At 66.0% G+C, this 18,822-nt stretch carries 18 protein-coding genes; 8 read left to right on the forward strand and 10 right to left on the reverse strand.

The genetic code is table 11. The features are described from left to right. Window position 1: 1 nt before the first annotated feature. The 10 genes from GST15_RS02875 to asnS form a co-directional block, all read right to left on the reverse strand. A complete protein-coding gene (locus GST15_RS02875) occupies window positions 2-2,116 on the reverse strand; it encodes an FUSC family protein (RefSeq protein ID WP_159016420.1) in 2,115 nt (704 codons plus the stop codon). Window positions 2,117-2,127: 11 nt separating this feature from the next. Next, on the reverse strand, window positions 2,128-2,658 hold the full coding sequence (locus GST15_RS02880; protein ID WP_159015757.1) for a 3-hydroxyanthranilate 3,4-dioxygenase: 531 nt from the start codon (window positions 2,656-2,658) through the stop codon (window positions 2,128-2,130). 4 nt (window positions 2,659-2,662) lie between these two features. Continuing rightward, on the reverse strand, window positions 2,663-3,088 hold the full coding sequence (locus GST15_RS02885) for a RidA family protein (RefSeq protein ID WP_159015758.1): 426 nt from the start codon (window positions 3,086-3,088) through the stop codon (window positions 2,663-2,665). Then, window positions 3,085-3,744: a carbonate dehydratase gene (can, locus tag GST15_RS02890; protein WP_159015759.1), complete on the reverse strand. Its 660-nt coding sequence runs from the start codon at window positions 3,742-3,744 to the stop codon at window positions 3,085-3,087. The genes GST15_RS02885 and can overlap by 4 nt, the downstream gene beginning before the upstream one ends. Next, window positions 3,741-5,165 (reverse strand): aldehyde dehydrogenase, encoded by a 1,425-nt coding sequence (locus tag GST15_RS02895; RefSeq protein WP_159015760.1) that lies wholly within the window; start codon window positions 5,163-5,165, stop codon window positions 3,741-3,743. The genes can and GST15_RS02895 overlap by 4 nt, the downstream gene beginning before the upstream one ends. A 98-nt stretch (window positions 5,166-5,263) precedes the next feature. Continuing rightward, window positions 5,264-6,049 carry an SDR family oxidoreductase gene (locus tag GST15_RS02900; protein WP_159015761.1) on the reverse strand — a complete coding sequence of 262 codons (786 nt, stop codon included), beginning with the start codon at window positions 6,047-6,049 and terminating at the stop codon, window positions 5,264-5,266. Continuing rightward, window positions 6,033-6,686, reverse strand: a complete 654-nt coding sequence (locus GST15_RS02905; RefSeq protein WP_159016421.1) for an FMN-binding negative transcriptional regulator — start codon at window positions 6,684-6,686, stop codon at window positions 6,033-6,035. Before GST15_RS02905 ends, GST15_RS02900 begins: the two co-directional genes overlap by 17 nt. Before the next feature lie 10 nt (window positions 6,687-6,696). Continuing rightward, window positions 6,697-6,993, reverse strand: coding sequence for a hypothetical protein (locus tag GST15_RS02910; protein ID WP_159015762.1), 297 nt, complete (start codon window positions 6,991-6,993; stop codon window positions 6,697-6,699). Then, a complete protein-coding gene (locus GST15_RS02915; protein ID WP_159016422.1) occupies window positions 6,990-7,295 on the reverse strand; it encodes a hypothetical protein in 306 nt (101 codons plus the stop codon). The genes GST15_RS02910 and GST15_RS02915 overlap by 4 nt, the downstream gene beginning before the upstream one ends. A gap of 15 nt (window positions 7,296-7,310) precedes the next feature. Then, window positions 7,311-8,711 (reverse strand): asparagine--tRNA ligase, encoded by a 1,401-nt coding sequence (gene asnS / locus GST15_RS02920; protein WP_159015763.1) that lies wholly within the window; start codon window positions 8,709-8,711, stop codon window positions 7,311-7,313. Between the two features lie 159 nt (window positions 8,712-8,870). On the opposite strand from asnS, the gene GST15_RS02925 reads away from it, so the two are divergent. The 8 genes from GST15_RS02925 (at window position 8,871) to GST15_RS02960 (ending at window position 18,760) form a co-directional block, all read left to right on the forward strand. Then, window positions 8,871-9,212 (forward strand): HesB/IscA family protein, encoded by a 342-nt coding sequence (locus GST15_RS02925; protein ID WP_159015764.1) that lies wholly within the window; start codon window positions 8,871-8,873, stop codon window positions 9,210-9,212. Window positions 9,213-9,297: 85 nt separating this feature from the next. After that, on the forward strand, window positions 9,298-11,061 hold the full coding sequence (locus tag GST15_RS02930; protein WP_159015765.1) for a DUF885 domain-containing protein: 1,764 nt from the start codon (window positions 9,298-9,300) through the stop codon (window positions 11,059-11,061). A gap of 283 nt (window positions 11,062-11,344) precedes the next feature. Further along, entirely contained in the window at window positions 11,345-11,773 is a 429-nt protein-coding gene (gene rpsF, locus GST15_RS02935) for a 30S ribosomal protein S6 (RefSeq protein WP_159015766.1), read from the forward strand. A gap of 11 nt (window positions 11,774-11,784) precedes the next feature. Continuing rightward, window positions 11,785-12,015: a 30S ribosomal protein S18 gene (rpsR, locus tag GST15_RS02940; protein WP_159015767.1), complete on the forward strand. Its 231-nt coding sequence runs from the start codon at window positions 11,785-11,787 to the stop codon at window positions 12,013-12,015. A gap of 98 nt (window positions 12,016-12,113) precedes the next feature. Then, on the forward strand, window positions 12,114-12,566 hold the full coding sequence (rplI, locus tag GST15_RS02945) for a 50S ribosomal protein L9 (protein WP_159015768.1): 453 nt from the start codon (window positions 12,114-12,116) through the stop codon (window positions 12,564-12,566). A gap of 495 nt (window positions 12,567-13,061) precedes the next feature. Continuing rightward, a complete protein-coding gene (locus tag GST15_RS02950) occupies window positions 13,062-14,474 on the forward strand; it encodes a replicative DNA helicase (protein ID WP_159015769.1) in 1,413 nt (470 codons plus the stop codon). Between the two features lie 96 nt (window positions 14,475-14,570). Continuing rightward, window positions 14,571-15,647 (forward strand): alanine racemase, encoded by a 1,077-nt coding sequence (gene alr / locus GST15_RS02955; protein ID WP_159015770.1) that lies wholly within the window; start codon window positions 14,571-14,573, stop codon window positions 15,645-15,647. 113 nt (window positions 15,648-15,760) lie between these two features. Continuing rightward, a complete protein-coding gene (locus tag GST15_RS02960) occupies window positions 15,761-18,760 on the forward strand; it encodes a bifunctional diguanylate cyclase/phosphodiesterase (protein WP_159015771.1) in 3,000 nt (999 codons plus the stop codon). Window positions 18,761-18,822 lie beyond the last annotated feature (62 nt).

Genomic DNA, 18,822 nt, shown 5'->3' on the forward strand with positions numbered 1-18,822 from the left:
TTTAACCAGCGACGGCGGCCGCTGCCGTCGCCGGCGCATCGCGGTCGGCGGGGCGCAGGAGATACGCGAGGGTATCGACGCTGTCGGCGATGCGGTCGCAGGCATCGTCCATCGCCGTCGCGATGGGATCCTCCCGATCGACGAGCGGGAGCAGCACCGCATGGAGGCGACGTTCGGTCGGCCGCAACAAGGGGAGCTCGGCGGCTCGATCCCCGGCCAAGGCCTCGGCGATCCCACCGAGGATCGCGTCGGCCTGCCGTGCGAACGCCGCCATCTGTTCGCCTCCCGGCAATTGCGCCCCATCACGCGCCAGCGCTTCGAGCATGACCGTTGCGCGGATGAGGCGGCTGGCATTGGCCAGGATGGATTCGGCCTTCTTCAACTCGCTCGTCGACGCCCGGCGCATGGGCTCGGCGCGCAGGCGTTCCAGCGAGGCCTGGGCGTTGGTGCGGGCACGGCGCGCCGTGGCGCGGCTGTCCACGAGAGGTGCGATGGATCCGCTGCAGACCGCCGCCAGGTGGTTGCGATAGGCATCGATGAGGCGCCCCAGGTTGGCGCCGACCCGGCGTCCTTCCCACGTGGGCCACAGCGCGTAGGCGGCCAGTGCCAGCGCGCTGCCCAGCAGCGTGGCCACCAGTCGCGCATGCACCGCATCGGCTGGCGCGATGCCGGTAAACGACAGCAGCAGGACCAGCATGCCGGTCAGCATGGCCACGCCGACGGCGTAGTTGACTGTCGCCAGCAGTCGGAACGCCATGCACAGCACGCCCATCAGGAGCAGTCGCAATGCCGCACCCTGCATGGCGTAGTGGGCGATGACGGTGGTGAGCAACAGGCCGGCAAAGGTGCCGGCGGTGCGCAGCACGCCGAAGCGCAAGGTGCCGCCGAAGTCGGGCTTGAGGACGATCGCAGCCGTCATCGGGATCCAGATGCCGTGGGGGATCGTGAGGGCGCGTTCGCACGCTGCGGCGAACCCCACGCACAGCGCGCAACGGACCGCATGGCGAAACGCGACCGATGTGCCATCGAGGTTGGCCCGCAACGTCGCAAGCGGGGCGTCGGATCTCAGCGCGCGGGGTAGGCGGACCTCCGACAACTGCGCCTGGATCTCGCCGCGGCTGCTGGCAAGGCGCGCGTTGCGCAGCAAGGCACGCAGCTGGCCCGTCAGGCTGTCGGCCCGGGTCCGTGCGATCCGCAGCAGGCGTGCATCGGATCGACGGCTGGTGGCCGCGATGGCGGCGCCCAGCGACCGCACGTCAGCCTCGATCGCTTCGACGGACGCTTGCGGCGATTCCAGTTGGCCACTACGCACGGATTCGGACAGCACATCGAGGCTCCTGCCTGCATCGTCCAGTACGGCTTCGATGCATCGCCTCGCGGCTGCGTCTTCCAGCCGGGCGTGCAGGTCGCTCAGCGCAAGCAGGTCCATCCGCACGCGTTCGCAGATTTCCGCCACGACGCGGAACGATTGCATCGCCGCTCCGCGTGCGCGGTGTTCGCCGTGCAGCATGACCAGCGCCTCCAGGGCCGCCTGGGAGACTGGCGGCCTGAGCGCGGCATCGGGTCGCGAGCGGGCGGTGTCCGCCAACTGTTGCAACAGGTCAGCCAGCGCGAATCGCTCGGGTCGATACCGATGCAACGGCCATGCCGCCACCGCCAGCAACATCTGCAGCAGGCCGCCAGCGGAAATCAGCGCGGCGACGCCTGGCGCATTCGCGGGTGCCAGCCGCATGTCGGCCGTCACCATCATCACGATCATGCTCGTGAGCCCGACCCGCGCCGCCATCGGCCCCAGCGCGACCATCATGCCGCCGACGAACGCAAAGATCAGGACGGCAACGACGAATACCAGCGAGTGCTCTCCGACGAGGATGCCCAGCAACGCGGACAAGCCCGCCGACAATGCCGCCATCAACATCCATTGCGCCCGCAACCGGTAGGGCCCGGGCTGGTCGGTGAACATCGTGTTCAAGGCGCCGGTGGCGACAGCCAGGCCGATGTCGACGTGGCCGCTCCAGTATCCGATCGCCAGCGGCGCGACCACTCCCACCGCATTGCGCAGCGCGACGCGCACGGGAACGTCGCGGGGCTTGAGTGCGAGCAGGGACCCCAGCACGTGCGTGCCGGTCAGGTGTCCGGCATCACGTACTTCGATGGCGCCGGGTTGACGTGCCCGCACTGCCCGCAGGTGCGACGCTCGATGGATGCATAGAAGCGATCGAAGACCGGCGGGAAGTCCGTCTCGATGTCATGCAGGTGGAAATATTCCTCGTACAACTTGTGGTTGCACTGCTCGCAGAACCACATCAGGCCATCGTCCTCATGCGGCAGTCGCTTGCGTTCGATCACCAGGCCGATCGAGTCGGCGAAGCGCTGTGGCGAGTGCGGTGTCCGCGGCGGCAGCAGGAAGATTTCCCCCGCGCGCAGGGGAATGTCGCGGACGGCTCCATCCTCTTGGATACGAAGCACCATCTCGCCTTCCAACTGGTAGAACCACTCCGGGCCTTCGTCCCAGTGGTAGTCGGTGCGCGCATTCGGGCCGCCGACCACCATGACGATGAAATCGCCGTCGTAGATGCACTTGTTGCCGACCGGCGGCTTGAGCAGGTGCCGGTGTTCGTCGATCCAGGCCTGCAGGTTGAGCGGGGAGGGCAGCATGGGGTCAGTCCTTGAGCACGGCAGTGCACTTGAGCTCGATCGCAATGGCCGTCGGCAGTGCGGTGATGCCCACCGTGGTCCGGCAGGGCGCCGTCGACGCATCAGGGAAATACTCGGCCCAGATGGCGTTGTAGATGCGGAAGTCCGCGAGCATGTCGGTGAGGTAGACGGTCACGTCGACCAGGTCATCCCACTGCGCGCCGCTGGCCTGAAGCACCGCGCGGACGTTGGCCAGGACGGCGTGCGTCTGCGCGGCGATGTCGTAGCGGCGCACACGGCCATCGGCGTAGACCTCGTTGCCGGGGACCTCGTTGGTCGTCGGATCACGCGGGCCGATGCCGGACAGGAACAGCAGGTTGCCCACGCGCCGCGCATGCGGATAGTTGCCCACTGGCCGTGGCGCCGATGATGCCTGGATTGCCTGGGTCACGCGTCACCCCGGCTGTCGCGCAGCCGCGACAGCGCATTGGCATAGGCGGGCTCCAGCGCTTCCGCAGAATCGACGTCCATGCCGAGCTCGCGAACCCGCCCGTCGTGCAGGCTGTAGACCCAGCCGTGCACCGACAGCGCCTGTCCGCGTGCCCAGGCATCGGTGACGACGGTGGTGAGACAGACGTTCTCGGCCTGCTCGATGGCGTTGAGTTCGCAAAGCCGGTCGCTGCGGAGGGGTGGCTCGACCAGTTCCAGCAGTCCCGAATGCTTCTGCGCCACGTCGCCGACGTGCCGGATCCAGTTGTCGGCCAGGCCGACGCGGGTGCCGTGCAGCGCCGCGTGCACACCGCCGCAGCCGTAGTGGCCGACGACGAGGATGTGTTCGACATGCAGCACGTCGACGGCAAACTGGATCACCGACATGCAGTTGAGGTCGGTATGGACCATCACGTTGGCGATGTTGCGGTGGACGAAGACCTCGCCCGGTGCGAGTCCCATGATCTGGTTGGCCGGCACGCGAGAGTCCGAGCAGCCGATCCACAGGTACTTTGGCGCCTGTTGGATCGACAGGCGCTCGAAGAACCCGGGGTCGTCGCGATGGACGCTCGCGGCCCATTCGCGGTTGTTGCGCAGCAGTTCGCTCAGCTCGGTCATCCGATGAATATCCCCACGTTCCTGGTATCTGTGAAAAACCGCATGGCCTCGAAGCCGCCTTCGCTGCCCAGGCCGGATTGGCCCATGCCGCCGAACGGCGTGCGCAGGTCGCGCATCATCCACGTATTGATCCATACGACACCGGCATGGATGCCCGCGGCGAGGCGATGGGCGCGGACGAGGTCGCGCGTCCAGATGGACGCAGCGAGCCCATAGTCGCTTGCGTTGGCCATGGCCAGCGCCTCGGCGTCGGTGTCGAATGCCTGCAGCGTCGCGACCGGTCCGAAGATCTCCTCGCGATTGCCGGCGCAATCCTGCCCCAGGCCATCGATGATCGTCGGTGGGACGAACCAGCCCGGGCGTTCGAGTGCGTGTCCGCCGCAGAGCACGTTGCCGCCGTCCTCGCGGGCCTGGGCGATGGCCTTCATCACCTTGTCGAAATGCGCCTGCGAGACCAGCGGACCTAGATCGGTGTTCTCGTCGTCAGGGTCGCCAACGCGCAGCGATGTCGCCTGCGCAACCAGCGCATCGCGGAATGCTGGATAGATGCTGCGTTCGACCAGGATGCGCGAGCCGCACAGGCAGATCTGCCCGGAGTTCTGGAAGGCGGACCGCGCGATCGTCGCGATCTGCGCCTGCCAGTCGCTGTCGGCGAAGACCAGCGTGGGATTCTTGCCGCCCATTTCCAGCGACACTTTCTTCAGCAGCGGCGCCGCCATGGTGGCGATCCGCTTGCCGACGACGGTGCTGCCGGTGAACGAGATCGCGCGTACGTCGCGATGGGTCACGAGCGCTTCGCCGACTTCAGGCCCGAGCCCATGGACGATGTTGAGCACGCCCGCGGGCAGTCCGATGTCGGCAGCCAGTTCGCCGAGCATGGTCGCGGTGCGCGGCGTGACTTCGGATGGTTTCGCGACGACGGTGTTGCCGGCGGCCAGCGCGGGGGCGATCTTCCAGGTCAGCAGGTAGAGCGGCAGGTTCCACGGCGAGATGGTGCCGACCACGCCAAGCGGTTGGCGCACGGTGTAGTTCAGCCCGGCCTGCCCGTGGTGGGATTCGCTCGCGAACTGGGTCGCCGCATGCGCGAAGAACCGCAGGTTGCTGATGGCGCGCGGGATCTCGATCTCGCGTGCCAGCCGGATGGGTTTCCCGCCATCGCGTGATTCGGCCTGCGCGAAATCCTCAAGTCGCGCTTCCAGCGCGTCGGCAAGACGCTCGAGCCAGCGCGCGCGTTCCATGCTGGCCGCGGACGACCATTGCGGAAAGGCCCGCCGGGCAGCGGCGACGGCCTTGTCGACATCATCCGCATTGCCGGCGGCGACCTGCGCCACGGCGCGGGCGGTCGCTGGATCGAATACGTCGAGCCAGCGATCGCTCGCCGGGTCGCATGCGTGGCCGTCGATCCAGTGTTTGAAGCGCATCCGCCAAGCTTATCGCGTGGAGGTCCGCGCCGCTAAGGAACTCGCCTGCGACAAGGCTCGCGGGCCGCACCGGCAGGCGGAACCGAGCCGTCGGTTCTTCAGATCGACTGCATGCGTCCGCCGTCGACGGCCAGGGACACCCCGTTGACATAGGCGGCCGCCGGCGAGCAGAGGAACGCAATAACGCCGCCGATCTCGGCCGGCTGCGCGAAGCGGCCGACGGGGACGTTCCTGCGCATGCCATCGAGGATCGCGGCTTCGGGCTGGCCGGAGGCCTGCGATCGTTCGGCGACGATCTGCGCGATGCGGCCAGTCTGCGTGTAGCCCGGCAGCACGTTGTTGACGGTGATGCCGAATGGCCCGAGTTCGCGCGACAGGGTCTTGCTCCAGCTGGCGACTGCGCCCCGGATCGTGTTGGAGACGCCCAATCCGACGATCGGCTCCTTCACCGAGGTCGAGATGACGTTGACGATGCGCCCCCAGTTGGCCGCCTGCATGCAGGGAACCACCACCTGCGCGATAGCCTGGCTGGCGACCAGGTGCCGGGTGAACGCGTCGAGGAAAGCGGCAATGTCGGCGGTCAACGCCGGGCCGCCGGGAGGCCCGCCGGTGTTGTTGATGAGGATGTGCACCGGTCTGCCCGCGATCAGCGCCTGGACCTGGGCCCGCAGCGCATCGGTCTGCGCAAGGTCGGCCTGGATCCAGCCATGATGCTGCCCGTCGCGGCACGGCAGGGCTGCCGCGGCGTCCTGCAGTGCACCGGCGCGTCGCGCCAGCAGGGTGACATCGGCTCCCAGCAGCGCGAGTTCCTCCGCCGCTGCGCGGCCGATGCCGTCCGACCCGCCGCAGACGAGCGCGTGCTTGCCGCTAAGGTTCAGGTCCATCTCGATCTCCTTGGATAGTCCCGGGCAAGCGCTCGCGCATGAGCATGGCGACGTCGTGACTCGACTGCCCCGGCTGCTGCGCGAGATGCGCGGCGACCGATTGCCGATTGCCGATGGGATGGTTCTGGTTGAGCTTGAATTTCAACTGGACTGCCGTGATGGCCATCCTGAAGCCGGTAATGCCCCTGAGTTGGCTGCGCAGCTCGGCCCGGCCGTGCTCGTAGGCCCAGTCGCTTCCGGCACGCGCTTCATGTTGCCGTGTCAGGTCGCCGACCAGCGCGCCCAGCGCGGCTTCGTCGTCGAAGGTATGCAGCTCGCCACCCAGGTGGGCAATCGCGTAATTCCACGTGGGCACGCGCGCTGCATCTTCCTTGTCCGGATACCACGACGGCGATATGTAGGCTTGCGGCCCATGGATGATCGCCAGCGCATGTCCGTCGTGGCGACTTTGCGGATTTGCGCGCGCCCAATGGCCCGACAGTTCGATCCGTGTGCCCTGGCGCTGGTACAGGACCGGCAGATGGCTGATGTCAGGCGCGCCATCGCGCATGGTGATCAAGGTGATGAAATTGTCGCGCTCGACAAGCCTGTCGAGCGCGACAAGATCGGATTCCTCGAACGCCCTGGGCAGGTACACGGCCGAATTGTCAGCGCGGTTCGCCGAGCGCATGGAACATCTTCGCGCGCAAGGCTTCGTCGTTGTCCGCCTGCGGCGGTTGAACCTCATCCAGGTCGAAACCGCGCTCGAGTGCGTCCTGTGCATCGATCCCGTCGAACGCGACGAACTCGGCATCCATCAACGCCGCACGGGCCGTGTCCTCGCTGTCGTAGGCGAGCGTGTTGCCGTCGCTGTCGAAGACCTCGGCGGTTCCCGCATCCCGCACGCGCAGCCGGGCCCAGACCAGCGTGCGCCCCAGCGTCGCCAGCCACCATTCGTCGCTCATGCCATCACGACCGATGCCAGCCACAACAGGCCTGCCAGCGACAGGCCCAGCATGATCACGAGCAGCGAAATCCTGGCCGGCGTCGCCAGTCCGCTCAGGGAGGGATCACGGACTTCACGATAGCCGCCACGCAACAGCCAACCCAGCGCCGAGGGCTTGAGGAAGGCGCCCTGGCCCAATTGCGCGGCAATACCCGAATGGCGATCGCGGACATGCACCAGCGTCAACGGCCAGAAGATGACGAACGCGGTGGCCCCGGCGATCGCGATCGCGACGAAGAGCAGTGCGAAAAACAGGATCATGTCCGTGCTCATCGATCAGTACTCCGCCTGTCCCGGCGCACGCGGGTAGGGCAGTGCGTCGCGGATGTTGGACAGGCCGCAGACGTAGACGACCAGTCGTTCGAAGCCCAATCCGAATCCGGCATGCGGCACGCTGCCGTAGCGGCGGAAATCGCGATACCAGCCGTAGTGTTCGGGATCCAGGCCGAACTGCGCCATGCGTTTGTCCAGCACGTCCAGGCGTTCCTCGCGCTGGCTGCCACCGATGATCTCGCCGATGCCCGGCGCCAGCACGTCCATCGCCGCGACCGTCCTGCCGTCATCGTTCAGGCGCATGTAGAACGCCTTGATGTGCTCGGGGTAATTGGTGACGACCACCGGGCGTCCGACATGCTGCTCGGTCAGCCAGCGCTCGTGTTCGGTCTGCAGGTCCAGGCCCCACTCGACCGGGAACTCGAATTTCTCCCCGGACTTCTGCAGCAACGCGATGGCATCGGTGTAGTCGATGCGCTCGAAGGGTGCATTGACGAAGGCTTCCAGTCGCGTGATCGCGTCGGGCTGGACGCGTTCGGCGATGAATGCCAGGTCGTCGCCGCGTTCGTGCAGGACCGCGCGGAACAGGTATTTCAGGAAGTCCTCGGCGAGCGCCGCATTGTCGTCGAGGTTGGCGAAGGCGATTTCCGGCTCGATCATCCAGAATTCGGCCAGGTGGCGCGTGGTGTTGCTGTTCTCCGCGCGGAAGGTCGGCCCGAATGTATAGACCTTGCTCAGTGCCAGGCAGTAGGCCTCGACGTTGAGCTGGCCCGATACGGTGAGGAATGTCTCCTTGCCGAAGAAATCGCGGGAGAAATCCACCTGTCCGTCGGTGCCGCGCGGCAGGTTGGCCATGTCCAGGGTGGATACGCGGAACATCTGCCCGGCGCCCTCGGCGTCGGACGTGGTGATGATCGGCGTGCTGATCCAGTAGAAACCGTTGTGGTGGAAGTAGCGGTGCACGGCCTGTGCAAGGCAGTTGCGGATACGGGTGACCGCGCCGAACAGATTGGTGCGCGGGCGCAGATGCGCGACCTCGCGCAGGAATTCGAGCGAATGCGCCTTGGGCTGGATCGGATAGGTTTCCGGATCGTCGACCCAGCCCACGACCTCGATGGCATGCGCCTGGATCTCGAAGGCCTGGCCCTGGCCCTGGGACGGCGAGAGCGTGCCGGTGGCGATCACCGAGCAGCCCGCCGTCAGGCGCTTCACCTCGGTGTCGTAGTTGGCCAGCGTGGCGGGAGCGACCACCTGGATCGCGGCAAAGCACGAGCCGTCGCTGACGTTGACGAACGACAGGCCCGCCTTGGAATCGCGCCGGGTGCGAACCCATCCGCGGACGGTGACTTCGCCTCCATCCGGCAGTTTGCCTGCGAGTGCGTGTTCGACGCTGACCGTTGTCATGCCTTGAATCCCGCCCATCGGCGCCTATTTAGTGAGCGTGGAAGTCTACCTCGACGCGGGAGACCCGCTGGCGAATTTTCGCGATGCGCCGCCACGCGCTCTTGGTTCGCGGCATTGGAAGTCAAGAGTCCATATCGCCCCGGGAGCTATAATTCCACCATGTCGATCACCCTTGCCCCAGCCGCCGTCGAACGCATCCGTGGTTATCTCGCCGAAACTCCGACGGCCATCGGCCTGCGTTTCGGCGTCAGGCGGACCGGTTGCTCCGGTTGGGGCTACGCGGTGGACCTGGCCCGCGACCAGCGCGAGGGCGATACGGTGTTCGAGCAGTCGGGCATCCAGATCCGCGTCGATGCGGACAGTCTCGGCCTGGTCGACGGGACCGAGATCGACTTCGTGAAGAACGGACTGAGCGAACAATTCGTGTTCCGCAATCCCAACGTGGCCGCCGAGTGCGGCTGCGGCGAGAGCTTCACGACCGATTCCACCCGCGCCGCCTGACGCGCGGTCGCGACCCAACCTTCGGCAGGTTGCGCATGGGCGCCCCCGGGCTAGACTCGCCAGACCGTCTGGGGAGATTGCGCCGATGTTGCGTCCGTTCCTGTTGGCAGCCACCGCTGCCGTCGTGCTCTGCGCCGCGCCGCTCCACGCGCAGCCGGCCAATGCCTCGAAGGCCCTGAACCAGCTCTTCGCCGACGAGTGGGAGCGGGGGCTGGTCGAGTCCCCAGAAAATGCCAGCGCCAATGGCGACAAGCGATTCAACGATCGCTGGAGCGACTTCAGCCTGGCCGCTATTGCCCGCCGCGAAGGCGAGGACCGCGCGGCGCTGGAGAAGCTGCATGCGATCGGGCGCGCCGGCCTGTCGCCCGCTGACCAGCTGAATTACGACACCTTCGAGTGGCAGCTGCAGCGGAATATCGAGCGCCAGAAATTCCACGAGTACCTGCAGCCGGTCAGCCACCAGGGTGGCGTGCAGACGGCCGACGGGTTGGCGGAGGTCCTGCCGTTCGCCAGCGTCAAGGACTACCAGGACTGGATCAAGCGGATGCAGGCGGTGCCGACCCTGGTCGACCAGTCGATCGCGCTGATGCGCGAAGGCATGAAGGCGGGCAACGTGCCGCCGAAAGTCCTGATGCAGCGGGTTCCAGCGCAGATTGCCGCCCAGATCGTCGACGATCCGACGAAGAGCCCGTTCTACCGGCCTTTCCTGAACTTCAATGATGCGATCCCGGCCAGCGACCGGGCGGCCCTGCAGGCGCAGGCCCAGGCGGTTGTTCGCGGGCGACTCGTCCCGGCCTACCGCCAGCTGGCGACATTCTTCAATGACGAGTACCTGCCGAAGGCGCGCGATTCCATTGCCGCCGCCGACCTGCCCAACGGCAAGGCGTATTACGACTTCCTCGCCCGCTATTACACGACGACCGACCTGAGCGCGGCCCAGATCCACGCGATCGGCCTGAAGGAAGTCGCACGGATCCGCGGCGAGATGGAAAAGGTGAAGGAGCAGACCGGCTTCAAGGGTTCCATGGCCGAATTCTTCACCTACCTGCGCACCGATCCCCGTTTCTTCGAGAAGACGCCTGCCGCACTGCTGACGCACTATCGCGCGCTCGCCAAGCGCATCGACCCGGAGCTTGTGAAGGTGTTCCGGATCATCCCGCGCCAGCCCTACGGCGTCAGGCCGATCCCGGACAACATCGCCCCGGACACCACGACGGCGTATTACCAGCAGGGCGCCAGCGACGGCAGTCGCCCGGGCTATTACTACGTCAACCTGTACAAGCCCGAGGTGCGGCCGACGTGGGAAATGATGCCGCTGACGCTGCATGAAGCGGTCCCCGGGCACCACTTCCAGTTCGCGCGCGGGCTGGAATTGCCGGACGCGCCGATGTTCCGCAAGACGGCCTATTTCGTGGCCTACGGTGAGGGCTGGGGCCTGTATGCCGAACAGCTCGGCTACCCCATGGGTCTTTACGACGATCCCTATGATCACTTTGGCCAGCTGACCTACGAGATGTGGCGCGCCGTGCGGCTGGTGATCGACACCGGCATGCATTCGATGGGCTGGAGCCGCGAGAAGGCCATCGCCTACTTCAAGGACAACGCACCCAAGACCGACCAGGACATCACCAACGAGGTCGACCGTTACATCGGCACGCCCGGGCAGGCGCTGGCCTACAAGATCGGCCAGATCAAGATCTCCGAGCTGCGGGCCAAGGCGCAGCGGGAGCTGGGGCCGAAGTTCGACATCCGCGACTTTGACGACGCCGTGCTGGAAACCGGCTCGGTGCCGCTGGACGCGCTGGAGCGGCATATCGACGCCTGGATCGCAGCGAAAAAGGCTGCCTGATTCGGGGAGCGTCGCCTGGGTAACGCCAAAGGCCGCAACCGGGGGCCCTCCCAGGGCGATCCCGGGTGCGCTTCGCTTAGCCGGGCTGCGATCCTGCCCGTCCCCCCGCGAGCGGAGCGACAGCGGTCCGATTTGCACGTAACCCATTGACCTGCCACAATTACCGGCTTCCCGCGGCGCTCTGTCACGGGAACCTTGCCCCACCGCGTGACGGGGGGCTGCCCGGTCCGCACCGCGCTGACGAAACGCGAGGCGGACTCCATCCAGAAGGAATGCACACACCATGCGTCACTACGAAATCGTGTTCCTGGTCCATCCGGACCAGAGCGAACAGGTCCCGGCCATGATCGAGCGCTACAAGGGCTTGATCGAAGCCGGCGGCGGCAAGATCCATCGCCTGGAAGATTGGGGTCGTCGCCAGACGGCATACCCGATCAACAACCTGGTCAAGGCCCACTACGTGCTGTTCAACATCGAGGCCGACCAGGCCGTGCTCAACGAACTGGTCGAAGGCTTCCGTTTCAACGACGCAGTGCTTCGCCACCTGGTGATGCGCCGCGACGAGGCCGACACCGAGCAGTCCCTGATCATGAAGAACAAGGACGAGAAGGGTGACAAGCCCGAGCGCGGCGACCGTCGCCGTCGTGACGAAAACGAGAACGCCGTCGGCACCGCCGTCATTGATGCCGACGACAACGTCGAAGCCGCCTGAGGAGCACCCACATGTCCAAGTTCTTCCGCCGCCGCAAGTTCTGCAAGTTCACCGCCGAGGGCGTGAAAGAGATCGATTACAAGGATCTCAATACCCTGCGCCAGAACCTCACCGAGACCGGCAAGATCGTCCCGAGCCGCATCACGGGCACCAAGTCCAAGTACCAGCGCCAACTCGCGACCGCCGTCAAGCGCGCGCGTTTCCTGGCACTGATCCCGTACACGGACAACCACAACGCCTGATCCGGCTGCATCCGCCCGGCTCGCCGGGCAGGTACACCGTCCATTCGGACAGCCACAGTTGCGGCGCAACGCGCCGCTAACGAATACGGAGCAACACCATGCAACTGATCCTCCTGCAGAAAGTCACCAACCTCGGCAACCTTGGCGACAAGGTCGACGTCAAGCCGGGTTACGGCCGCAACTTCCTCGTGCCCAAGGGCAAGGCCGTGCCGGCAACGGCCGCCAACCTGGCCGAGTTCGAAGCCAAGCGCGCCGATTACGAAGCCAAGGCGCAGGCCAACCTGGGTGAAGCCGAAGCGCGTCGCGCCAAGCTCGAAGGCGCCAGCGTCACGATCTATGCCAACTCGTCGACCGAAGGCAAGTTGTACGGCTCCGTCGGCCCGCGCGACATCGCCGAGGCGCTGACCAAGATCGGCATGCCGGTCGAGAAATCCGAAGTCGTGATGGGCGAAGGCCCCATCCGCCACATCGGCGAAACCGACGTCATCGTGCACCTGCACGCCGACGTCGAGATCCCGGTGAAGGTGATCGTGCAGGCCGAAGCCGCGTAAGCGTCGATCGCAGTTTGTTGCAGGAACGGGCGCCGCAAAGGCGTCCGTTTTTGTTTGTGGCATCCATTGTTTGAAATCCTTATGCCTGTAGCGCGCTCCGGCGATGTTGATGGTTGTCGCCACGGCCTGATAAGAGGCTTCGCCTTCGGCGACTTGCCCGAAGGGCTGCCTTTGACGCCGATGAAAAAGGGTTGACTACGTTTGCCAAGACAAAAGTAACTCGCCGAAGGCGAAAGAAAGCCCTTGACTTGCCCGCAGGGCAGCCGTGGCACGCGCCACAACACTCGCGCCATGCAACACAATTTTCTGAACGACATTCATGACTTTCGAAAATAACCGAGCCCCCGTCGCATCCCCTGCGATGCCCACCGGTTATCCACAGTGTTATCTGCAACGCTCCGGGATCGGGACGACTAGGATGGCCATCGAACACCGATACAAGCCGGCCACTCCGACAATGTCGTCGTTGGGTCGACAAGGGGAGTCACACAACCGATGACTGCACGCCAGGGGCTTCGTGCCGACCAGGCTTTCCAGAGCCGTGCCGACCACCGCATCGAGCAGTTGCGGGTGCCGCCGCAATCGGTCGAAGCCGAGCAGGCCGTCCTTGGCGGGCTGATGCTTGCGCCCGATGCCTACGATCGCATCGCCGATCAACTGGTCGATTCAGACTTCTACCGGCGTGACCACCAGCTGATCTTTCGTGCGATCCGCGAACTGGCCGAGAAGAGCCGCCCCTACGATGCCGTGACGCTGGGCGAGTGGTTCGAGTCGCAGGGACTGGGTGAGCATGTTGCCGGCGGCGCGTACCTGGTCGAACTGGCGAGCACCACGCCATCGGCGGCCAACATCGCCGCCTATGCGGAAATCGTTCGCGACAAGGCCGTGTTGCGCCAGTTGATCGAGGTCGGTACCGGCATCGTCAACGATGGATTCCAGCCCGACGGCCGCGACAGCGGCGAAATCCTGGCCATTGCCGAGCAGCAGGTGTTCGCGATCGCCGAAGCGGGCGCGCGCGGGCGGAGCGACTTCGTGCCGGTCACCAAGGCGCTGATCGAAGCCTTCGACGTCCTGCAGACGCGCCATGCCAACGGCGGCAGCATCACCGGATTGCCGACCGGCTACACCGAGTTCGACGAGATGACGGCTGGCCTGCAACCGACCGACCTGATCATCCTGGCCGCGCGCCCGGCGATGGGCAAGACGACGCTGGCGCTGAACATGGCCGAATACGCGGCCATCAAGACCAAGAAAGCCGTCGCCGTCTTCTCGATGGAAATGTCCTCGTCGCAGCTCGCGCTGCGCCTGATCTCGGCCAATGGCCGCGTCAACGCCACGCGCCTGCGCACCGGCCAGCTGGAGGACGAGGACTGGAGCCGCGTCACCAGCGCCATCCGCATGCTGCGCGAGTCCAAGATCTTCATCGACGACACGCCGGCGCTCTCGCCCGACGTGCTGCGCGCCAAGGCACGTCGCCTGAAACGCGAACACGACCTCGGCCTGATCGTCATCGATTACCTGCAGCTGATGGCCGTGCCGGGCAACAGCGAAAACCGGGCCACGGAGATCTCCGAGATCTCGCGCTCGCTCAAGGCCCTGGCCAAGGAGCTCAACGTGCCGGTTGTCGCCCTGTCGCAGCTCAACCGGTCGCTGGAAACGCGTACCGACAAGCGCCCGGTGATGGCCGACCTGCGTGAATCAGGCGCCATCGAGCAGGACGCCGACGTCATCGTCTTCATCTACCGCGACGAGTACTACAACAAGGAAAACTCGCCGGACAAGGGACTCGCCGAGATCATCATCGGCAAGCAACGAAACGGTCCGACCGGCTCGCTCAAGCTGAAGTTCTTCGGCGAATACACACGGTTCGACAATCTCGCCCACGACGCGGTCGGCAGTTTCGAGTAACCGCGGCGGGGTGCTCCGCCGGACGTTCCCAGGGTCAGGCACGCGTGCGTTGCCGGCCACGACCGTGGCCGATCCGCCCACCATTACACTACCCAGATGGCCCGCCCCACTTCCGCCACCATCCACACCGACGCGCTGCGCCACAACCTGTCCCAGGTCCGCCATCGCGCGCCGAACAGCCGGGTGATGGCCGTCGTCAAGGCCGACGGTTACGGCCACGGCCTGGAGCGGGTTGCCCGCGCGCTGTCCGGGGCCGATGCCTTCGGCGTGGCGGCGTTGAGCGACGCCGAGCGCCTGCGCGCCGCCGGGCTGTCGCAGCCGATCGTGCTGCTGTCGGGATTCGACGAGGTCCAGGACATTCCGCAACTGCGGCGGCTGAACGTCGAAACCGTGATCCACCATTCCAGCCAGCTGGCGATGCTGGAGCAGGCGCTGCCTGGCGACCCGGTGCGATGCTGGCTGAAGGTCGACAGCGGCATGCACCGCCTGGGATTCGCGCCGGAGGATGTGCGCGATGCCCATGCCCGGCTGCGCGCGATGCCGGCGGTCGCGGACGACATCGTGCTGATGAACCATCTCGCCAGCTCGGACGCCTTTGGCAGCCAGCAGACGCAAGAACAATTGCGCATTTTCGCCGAAGCGACCGCAGGGCTTCCGGGCGTCCGTTCGCTGGCCAACTCCGCCGCCGTCCTGGGCTGGCCGGAGTCGCACCTGGACTGGGTCCGCCCTGGCGGGGCCTTGTACGGCATCTCGGTGGTCGAGGGCACGAGCGGCCTTGATTTCGGCTTGCGGCCGGTGATGACGCTCGCCACCCGGCTGATTGCGGTCAACCGGGTGCGCAAGGGCGAGCGGATCGGTTATTCGGCGACATGGGAGTGTCCCGAGGACATGCCGGTGGGCGTGGCTGCCATCGGTTATGGCGACGGTTACCCGCGCAACGTGCCTGCCGGTACGCCCGTGCTGGTCAACGGTGCGCCCGCAGGGATCGTCGGTCGCGTGTCCATGGACCTGATGACGATCGACTTGCGCTCGCAGCCCGACGCCAGGACCGGGGATCCGGTGGTTCTGTGGGGAGAGGGACTGCCGGTGGAAGTGATCGCCGCAGCTGCCGACACCATTGGTTACGAACCGGTCTGTTCGATCACCCGGCGAGTGCGCTTCATCGAGGCCTGAGAGCCGACGCCCGGCGGACGCCTGGTTTCCTTCGGCCAGTGCATACTCCCCGACGCAACTGCCGCAGGACTCGGCGGTTCCATCTCCCGCGAACGACCAGGCGGGAGTAACGGATGGGGCAGCGAATGCGCTGGTGGCATCAATTGCGCAACGAGTTCCCGGCGGCATTGCTGGCCACGACGGCATTTTTCGGGCTGAGCGTCACGACCAGCCTGTTCGCATGGCGCCCGGACAGTGTTTCCGCGTTACGCCTCGGCGGCGCACTGCTGCTGGGCGTGATGTTGCGACGGCAGCCGCGAGCCGCGGCGGCGGCGATGTACCTGCTGCTGGGCTTGGCAGCCATGACGATTGCCCAGCACGTCACTGGCCGCCCATGGTCGACGTCGCTGCTGCTCGGCGGCGCCCGCCTGCTCGAGCTGGGACTCGCCTACGGCTTGTTGCGCAAACTGGGCGAAGACGGCAGCGCGTTGCAGGAGCTGCCAACCCTCGGCCGGTTGATGCTGGTCACGGTGTTCGTGGCGCCAATGGTTGGAACGAGTCTCGTCGCGCTGATCGTCAACCGGACTTATGGCACGCCGTTCCTCCCGGCGCTGCAGGCGCCGTGGGTCGGCAACGCCTTCGGCATGGTGGTCTTCCTGCCGCTTGTGCTGGCTGCCACCCGCGAGCGCGCCACCAGGCTCATCGGGGCCGGCCGTCGGCTGGAACTGGCTTTGATCGCCATGATGACGCTGCTGGTCTGCGTGTCTTCGGTCCTGTGGACCACGCAACCATTCGTGCTGATCCTCCTGCCGCTGCTGCTGGCGGCGTTCCGCTTGCGGGTGTTGGGGACGGCGCTGCTCGGGTTCGCCGCAACAATGTCGGTATTGGTCCTGGAACGATTCCTGCTCACCCATCCGGGTGCGCTGCCTGTGTTTCGCGGTGACCGCCTCGGTTTCACCGAGGTCGCTTTCTACAGCTGCGCGAGCATCCTGGCCCCATTGCTGGTCAGCGTGCAGCAGGAGCGGCGTGCAGCCGAGGCAAGGGCGCTCAAACGCGCCCGCGAACACCTGCAGACCGTCATCGACAACGTCCCCGCGCTCATCGGCAACCTGGATACGGATCGTCGGTACCGATTCGTCAACCGCGAGTACGAGGAGTGGTTCGGCCGCCCGGCCAGCGAATTCATCGGCAGGACGACAGCGGAAATGCTGGGCGATGAGCAGGCGGCGCAACTCTCCGGCCCCGTGGCGCAGGCGTTGGCCGGGCAGGCCGTGCACTTCGACGCGGCCGTTGCCGGTCGCGAGGCATCGATCGTCTATGTGCCGGAAATGCAGGATGGCTGCGTGCAGGGCGTGTTCGTCCTGGCCAACGATGTCAGCGAGCGCAAGAAGGCCGAGCGTGCGCTGTTCGAGGAGAAGCAGCGGATGCAGGTGACGCTGGAGTCCATTGGCGACGCCGTCGTGGTCTGCGACACCGGGATGTGCATCACCCTGCTGAATCCGGTCGCCGAGGCGATGACGGGCTGGCCGGAATCCGAGGCGGTTGGGCGACCGGTCGACGAGGTCATCCGCCTGGTCGACATGGCGCGCGGCGAAACACCGTTGTCGCCACTGAGGATCGCGATCCGCGACAACCGGGTGGTCGCGCTCCAGACCGATACCGCGCTGCTGCGTCGCAACGGCGTCGAAACGCCGATCGAGGATTCCGCCGCGCCGATCCGCGATAGCGATGGCAATGTCGTCGGTGGCGTGATGGTGTTCCGCGATGTCAGCGAGCTGCGCACCATGGCGCTGAAGATGTCGCACCTGGCGCAGCATGATTACCTGACCGACCTGCCCAATCGCGTCCTGCTCCATGACCGGCTGTCGCACGCGCTCGCATCCACGGCGGGTGGCTTCGGCCCGCCGGGGGCGCTCATGTTCCTGGACCTGGACCATTTCAAGACCATCAACGATTCGCTCGGGCACCAGGTCGGCGACCAGGTGCTGCAGGAAGTCTCGCGACGGCTGCTGGCCTCCGTGCGCGAAGACGACACGGTCAGCCGCCAGGGCGGCGACGAGTTCGTGATCCTGCTCGAGCGCCTGGGCGATCCGCGTGACGCGGCGCGGGTCGCGCAGAAGATGCTGCACATGATGCGCGCACCGATCCAGGTCGATGGCCATCTGCTGCACCTGTCGTTGAGCATCGGCATCTCCCTGTTTCCGCAGGATTCCAACGATGCGCAGGCATTGATGATGCAGGCCGACACGGCGCTGTACCACGCCAAGCAGTCCGGCCGCGACCAGTTCTCGTATTTCTCGAACAGCATGAGCGAGAAGGCAGCCGCCCGCCTGAAGCTGGAAAACGACCTGCGTGATGCGCTGCGCGATGGCGAACTGTGCCTTGTCTACCAGCCAAAGGTCATGCGCCCGGAGCAACGCATCACCGGCATGGAAGCCCTGGTGCGCTGGCGCCGGAAGGATGGCGATCTGGGCGTGCCTGCCGACTTCATCCCGGTTGCCGAGGAAAGCGGACTCATCACCCAGTTGGACGAATGGGTGATGCATGAGGCCTGCCGGCAGAACCGGGCGTGGCAACTGATGGGGCTTCCGTCGGTGCCGGTGTCGGTGAATGTGTCGTTGGCGCGGTTCGACCCGGAACGGCTGCTGGCGCACGTTGCCGAGGCGCTGCAGCGCAGTGGCCTTGCGGCGGAGGACCTGCAGATCGAATTCACCGAAAGCCAGATGTTCTGCGACGAAGGACGTGCGCGCACCCTGATCGAAGGCCTGCATGCGTTGGGGGTGCGGATCGCGCTGGATGATTTCGGAACAGGCTATTCCAGCCTGCGCTACCTCCTGCAATATCGGTTCAACACGCTCAAGATCGACCGCTCATTCGTTTCCGGTTTGCCCGCGGACGAGAAGCAGGTCGCAGTCGTGCGTGCCGTGGTGGCGATGGCACGTGCGTTGCAGGCCGACGTCGTCGCCGAAGGCGTCGAGACCATCGCCCAGGCGGAGGCGCTCGAGCAACATGATTGCCTGGAGGTGCAGGGATTCCTCTATAGCCATCCGGTTGCCCCGGACGTGATGGCCCTGCTGCTGGCGCGTCCGAGCCTGCAGCCTCGCCCACGGGATCGGAGCGCCTGGCCGACCTGACTGGGCCGGTTGCCCATTCAACCTGAACGGAATGCCGGGCGGAGGCGCCGTCATCACTTGCA

Source organism: Cognatiluteimonas profundi (genome assembly GCF_009792795.1).
GTDB lineage: Bacteria > Pseudomonadota > Gammaproteobacteria > Xanthomonadales > Xanthomonadaceae > Cognatiluteimonas > Cognatiluteimonas profundi.

Excerpts from the sequence above, each read along its gene's own strand:
- GST15_RS02880 (WP_159015757.1), bottom strand. The coding sequence starts at position 2,658 with ATGCTGCCCTCCCCGCTCAACCTGCAGGCCTGGATCGACGAACACCGG.
- can (WP_159015759.1), bottom strand. The coding sequence starts at position 3,744 with ATGACCGAGCTGAGCGAACTGCTGCGCAACAACCGCGAATGGGCCGCG.
- GST15_RS02895 (WP_159015760.1), bottom strand. The coding sequence starts at position 5,165 with ATGCGCTTCAAACACTGGATCGACGGCCACGCATGCGACCCGGCGAGC.
- GST15_RS02900 (WP_159015761.1), bottom strand. The coding sequence starts at position 6,049 with ATGGACCTGAACCTTAGCGGCAAGCACGCGCTCGTCTGCGGCGGGTCG.
- GST15_RS02910 (WP_159015762.1), bottom strand. The coding sequence starts at position 6,993 with ATGAGCGACGAATGGTGGCTGGCGACGCTGGGGCGCACGCTGGTCTGG.
- GST15_RS02915 (WP_159016422.1), bottom strand. The coding sequence starts at position 7,295 with ATGATCCTGTTTTTCGCACTGCTCTTCGTCGCGATCGCGATCGCCGGG.
- asnS (WP_159015763.1), bottom strand. The coding sequence starts at position 8,711 with ATGACAACGGTCAGCGTCGAACACGCACTCGCAGGCAAACTGCCGGAT.
- GST15_RS02925 (WP_159015764.1), top strand. The coding sequence starts at position 8,871 with ATGTCGATCACCCTTGCCCCAGCCGCCGTCGAACGCATCCGTGGTTAT.
- GST15_RS02930 (WP_159015765.1), top strand. The coding sequence starts at position 9,298 with ATGTTGCGTCCGTTCCTGTTGGCAGCCACCGCTGCCGTCGTGCTCTGC.
- rpsF (WP_159015766.1), top strand. The coding sequence starts at position 11,345 with ATGCGTCACTACGAAATCGTGTTCCTGGTCCATCCGGACCAGAGCGAA.
- rpsR (WP_159015767.1), top strand. The coding sequence starts at position 11,785 with ATGTCCAAGTTCTTCCGCCGCCGCAAGTTCTGCAAGTTCACCGCCGAG.
- rplI (WP_159015768.1), top strand. The coding sequence starts at position 12,114 with ATGCAACTGATCCTCCTGCAGAAAGTCACCAACCTCGGCAACCTTGGC.
- GST15_RS02950 (WP_159015769.1), top strand. The coding sequence starts at position 13,062 with ATGACTGCACGCCAGGGGCTTCGTGCCGACCAGGCTTTCCAGAGCCGT.
- alr (WP_159015770.1), top strand. The coding sequence starts at position 14,571 with ATGGCCCGCCCCACTTCCGCCACCATCCACACCGACGCGCTGCGCCAC.
- GST15_RS02960 (WP_159015771.1), top strand. The coding sequence starts at position 15,761 with ATGGGGCAGCGAATGCGCTGGTGGCATCAATTGCGCAACGAGTTCCCG.